This window comes from Saccharomonospora sp. CUA-673 (assembly GCF_001942305.1).
In the GTDB taxonomy this organism is placed as follows: Bacteria; Actinomycetota; Actinomycetes; order Mycobacteriales; family Pseudonocardiaceae; genus Prauserella.
The window spans coordinates 1-4,807 of record NZ_MKKE01000075.1 but is presented as its reverse complement, the minus strand read 5'-3'; the positions used below and the strand labels follow the sequence as shown (position 1 = coordinate 4,807).

The window sequence follows — 4,807 nt, the reverse complement described above, 5'->3', positions numbered from 1 at the left end:
CACCGGAGGTCGAACCGGCACCCGAGCCGTCGGCCGAACCCGCGTCGGTCAGCGCCGACACCCCGCCGCAGGGCGTCGAGCTCGTCGCGGGCGGCGCGCCCGTCGAACTGCCGATCACGGTGACCAACGACGGCGAGGAGACCTCCGACCCCATCGACGTCACCCTGAACCTGCCGAACGGCGTCTCGTCGCTCGGCGGCGGTGGCGGCGGCAGCGCGCCCCAGGGACAGCCGGCGCAGGGCCCGCGGACCTACTCGGCGCCCAACGGCGGCGGCGCCTCCCCCTCGGGCGGCGCCCTGCAGCAGGCCGGCGGCGAACGCGTCACCTGCCCCCCCGGCACCGGAACCGTGACCTGCTCCACCGGCCGCGGACTGCAGCCCGGTGAGTCGATGACCCTCGTGTTCCGCCTGCAGGCCTCGGCCGACGCCGAGTCCGGCCAGGTCACGGGCAGCATCAGCGGCGGCGCCGACGTCGACGTGTCGCTGCAGGTGCCCGTGCAGGTCCAGCCGCGCCCCACGCCTCCCCCGCAGGAGGACGGCATCGAGGTGCAGGCCCAGCGCGGTTGGGGCAGCGGCGCCTACGTGACGGTGCGCAACACCGGCGACACCGAGAAGGCGTTCACCCTCACCTCCGACCGGTGGGCCCAGGCATTGTGGGCCCGCGGCGACGTGACCTGCGACAACGGCCCGACCGAGCCGCTGTCCTGCACGTCCACGCCGCTCGACCCGGGCGAGGACGCCACCATCTACGCGGTGGTGCCCAACTTCGAGGACCCGCAGGACTCGCACGTCACGTTCACCGGCACGCTCGGCACCGCGACCGACAGCGCGCGGATCACGTTCCCGTGCTGGATCGGCTGCGGCACGCCGACCATCACCGGTTCGGCCACCGCGACGATCGACCCCGACCCGAGCAGCGAGTCGCCGACGTCGACCGAGCCCGAGTCGTCGTCGGAACCCTCGGAGTCGTCGGAGCCGTCCTCGTCGGAGTCCGAGTCGTCGGAGTCGGGGTCCGAGGGTCCGTCGCTGACGCCGTCGCCGGGCACCACGCCGAGTGACCGGCCGACCTCCGGGTCCGGATCGGGATCGGCGACGCAGACGGGTCCGGGGTCGGGGTCCGGCTCGGGTTCGATGACGATGACCGGCCCGATGTGGCAGGACCACGGCCCCGCGTCCCACCCGTGGCCGCGCCCGCCCTGGTGGCGGTGAAGTGGCTGTGAGTAACCGGCGGCGGGTGGCGAATCCGCCGTTCGGCGGAGGTACGACGAGCAGATGGCTAGACTGCAGGACGTGTCCGTCGTCGAATCTGCGCTGACCCGCGTACCGGAACCGTTCCGGTCGCTGCTCGTCAGGCACAGGGAACTGCTGAAGTTCGCGGTCGTCGGCGGCACGACGTTCCTGGTCGACAACGGCATCTGGTACGCGCTGAAGTTCACGGTCCTGCCGGACAAGCCGACCACCGCGAAGGCCATCGCGATCCTCGTCGCGACGATCGTGTCGTACCTGCTCAACCGCGAATGGTCGTTCCGCACCCGCGGCGGCAGGGACACCGGGCACGAGGCGACGCTGTTCTTCGTGATCAGCGGCATCGCCGTGGCCATCAACCTCGTCCCGCTGTGGATCTCGCGCTACGTACTGCACCTGCAACGACCCGAGGTGTCGCTGTTCGTGCAGGAGACGGCCGACTTCATCAGCGGCTCGGTGATCGGCATGCTGCTGGCGATGGTCTTCCGCTTCTGGGGCTTCCGTAAGTGGGTCTTCCCCGACGAGCTCGGCCGAGTCCGCCGAGAGGACTTCACCCGCGGCTGAGCGCGCTGTTCATCCGCTCTAGCGGGGGACTCGTTCGTTGGGCCATTCGACGGCGGGGACGTCGCCGGCGGTGGGGACGCGCAGGAAGAGGCTGAACGTCGCGGGCCTGCGGATCGACAGTTCGAGGCGTCCGCCGTCGGCCTCGGCGAGTGCCCTGGCCAGCGCCAGTCCGACGCCCGTCGACCCGGCGCCGGAGAAGCCGCGGTCGAACACGTGCGGCACCAGTTCCTCGGGCACGCCGTCGCCGGAGTCGCCGACCTCGACGACCACGGTCCCGTCGGTGTCGCCCTTGCGGGCGGTGAGCGTCACCGTGCCCGCGCCGTGCCGCACCGCGTTGTCGAGCAGCACGCCGATGATCTCCCGCAGCCGCGCGGGCGTCGCGCGGGCCATCAGCCCGTCGGCGACCCGCAACCGCAACGACCGGCCGTCGACGCGCAGCACGTCCCGCCACTCGTCGCTGATCTCCGGGAGCATCTCGCTGAGCGGTACCGGTTCGGTGCCGACCTCGCTCGCCGCGCGCGCCGCGGCGAGCAGTTCGTCGAGCGCCGCCGCCAGCCGGTCCGACTGTTCGAGCGCCGCGTGTGCCTCCTCGGTGACCTCGGGGTCGCGGTGCATGCCGATCGCCTCGAGCCGCAGCTGCAACGCCGTCAGCCTGCTGCGCAGCTGGTGGGACACGTCGCCGACGAGCTGACGTTCCCGCTGCACCAGCTGCGCGAGCGCCGTGCCCGACGAGTCCAGCGCGTCGGCGACCATGTCGAGCTCGGCGACCGCGTACCGCCGGCCGTCGGGGCGGAAGTCGCCCGCGCCGAGCCGGGCCGCCCGGTCGGCGACGTGCCGCAGCGGCCGGACCAGACGTCTCGCCGTGATCGTGGCGACCAACGCGCCGATGCCCACCGACAACACCACGACGAACACCACGGCCGCGGCGACCTGCAGCTGCTGCTCCCGCATTGCCTCGGACGGTCTGGCCAGGTGGATGTGCCCACCGCCCGCGATCGGCACCTCCTCGACGATCACGTGCTCGCCCGTCGAGGCGCCCCATTCGACGACGCCCTCGGTGGGGTGGTCGACCGTCAGATGCGCGTCCCGCGGCACGGCCGCGCGGATGTGCCGCAGGTTCAGGTCCCGCTGGTTGGCGAACTGGTTGTCGAGCGCCGCCGCGATCCGCTGGGCGCTGTTGGCCAGTTCCTCCCGGTGGAAGTTCTCGACGAGCAGCACGCCCGTCACACCCAGGGCGCCCCCAGCGCGGCGCCGGTGACCAGCACCGCCAGCAGGATGGCCAGGAGGATCCGTCGCCGCATGGTTCGTGCCTACTCGGCGTTGAAGCGGAATCCCACTCCGCGCACGGTCGCGATGTGCTCCTCGTTGGACTTGCGCGGATCGCGGCCCGCCGCCAACGCGAGCTTCCTGCGCAGCCACGACATGTGCATGTCGAGGGTCTTCGACGTCTTGAGCGCCGCGGTGTCCAGGTCGTTCCACACCTCGGCCAGGATCTCCTCCCGGCTCACGACCTGCCCGGCGCGGCTCATCAGCACCCGCAGGAGCTCGAACTCCTTGTTCGCCAGCTGCACCTCCTCGCCGTCGACGGTGACGAGGCGGGCGCCGACGTCCATCCGCACGCCACCGGCGTCCAGCGGCCCCGGGCCCTGCCTGCGCAGCACGCCCGGATCCGGGCCAGCAACTCGGCGAGCCGGAACGGCTTGGCGACGTAGTCGTCGGCGCCGGCGTCGAGGCCGACGACGAAGTCGACCTCGTCGGTGCGGGCGGTCAGCATCAGGACCGAGGTCTGCGCACCCGACGCGCGCAACCTGCGGCACACCTCCAGACCATCCATCTCGGGCAGTCCGAGGTCGAGAACCAGCAGGTCGACGCGCTGGTTGGCGGTCACCTCGAGGGCCGAGGGACCGTCCGTCACGGCGACGACCTCGTAGCCTTCGCGCTCGAGCGCGCGCGAGAGCGGCTGCGCGATGGCCGGGTCGTCTTCGGCGAGTAGGACCATGCTCACCTGGACAACCTTACGGACGACCCACGTGGAACGATCGTGATGTGTCCCGTTACTCCGACGATGCGCTGCTGGCGGCCGAACTCGCCGACGCGGCCGACGCCATCACCGTGGCCCGGTTCCGCGCGCAGAACCTGCAGGTGTCCGCAAAACCCGACCGTACGCCGGTGACCGATGCCGACACCGCCGTCGAGGACGCCATCCGCGGCCTCCTCGCCGAGCGGCGTCCCTCCGACGGCATCGCCGGTGAGGAGCGCGGCGGGTCGATCGCCGCTCCCGGCCGCGTGTGGGTGTTGGACCCGATCGACGGTACGAAGAACTTCCTGCGCGGCGTCCCGGTGTGGGCGACGCTCATCGCGCTGCTCGAGGACGGGGTGCCCGTCGTCGGCATGGTCACCGCGCCGATGCTGGGCAGCCGCTGGTGGGCGAGCCAGGGCGGGGGCGCGTGGCGGCGCGACGCGGCAGGCGAGCAGAAGCTGTCGGTGTCGCAGGTGCCGGAGCTGTCCGACGCCTACGTCTCGACGACCGACCTGAACAGCTGGACCGAGCACCGCACCCAGGAGGCGTACCTGGCGTTGACGCGCCGGTGCTGGGAGACGCGCGCGTTCGGCGACTTCTGGCAGCACTGCCTCGTCGCCGAGGGTGCGCTGGAGATCGCGGCCGAACCCGTCGTGAACCCGTGGGACGTCGCCGCGGCCCAGGTCCTGGTGACCGAGGCGGGCGGCCGGTTCACCGACCTCGACGGTGCGGCGCGCTTCGACCGCGGTTCGGCCCTGTCGACCAACGGTCTGGTCCACGACGCCGCACTGGAACACCTCCGCCGCCGCTGACCCCGGGACCACGCCGTGTCGGCGTCCCGCGTCGCCGTGTTGGCGTCCCGCGTCGCCGTGTTGTGCCAAAGCGGCGTCGTGGATTGCTGACACTGACGTGGGGTGCTGACACGGTGTGTCAGGGGAGGACGCCGACCGCTCCCCTGGCGACCTGCGCCCAGGTCAGG

At 72.1% G+C, this 4,807-nt stretch carries 2 protein-coding genes and 3 pseudogenes; 3 read left to right on the top strand and 2 right to left on the bottom strand.

Features of this window, described 5'->3' with window-relative positions:
- Both BJF85_RS23590 and BJF85_RS23585 read left to right on the top strand, forming a co-directional pair.
- A pseudogene (locus BJF85_RS23590) lies at positions 1-1,208 on the top strand (hypothetical protein); the annotation flags it as partial.
- Between the two features lie 81 nt (positions 1,209-1,289).
- The gene (locus tag BJF85_RS23585) at positions 1,290-1,808 is read left to right on the top strand and encodes a GtrA family protein (protein WP_075850152.1); all 519 of its coding nucleotides are present in this window, start codon (positions 1,290-1,292) and stop codon (positions 1,806-1,808) included.
- An 18-nt stretch (positions 1,809-1,826) separates the two neighbouring features.
- Here BJF85_RS23585 and BJF85_RS23580 read toward each other — a convergent pair.
- Both BJF85_RS23580 and BJF85_RS23575 read right to left on the bottom strand, forming a co-directional pair.
- A pseudogene (locus BJF85_RS23580) lies at positions 1,827-3,109 on the bottom strand (ATP-binding protein).
- Between the two features lie 9 nt (positions 3,110-3,118).
- A pseudogene (locus BJF85_RS23575) lies at positions 3,119-3,807 on the bottom strand (response regulator transcription factor).
- A gap of 47 nt (positions 3,808-3,854) precedes the next feature.
- Here BJF85_RS23575 and hisN point away from each other — a divergent pair.
- A complete protein-coding gene (gene hisN / locus BJF85_RS23570) occupies positions 3,855-4,640 on the top strand; it encodes a histidinol-phosphatase (protein WP_075850151.1) in 786 nt (261 codons plus the stop codon).
- The last annotated feature ends 167 nt before the right edge of the window (positions 4,641-4,807 follow it).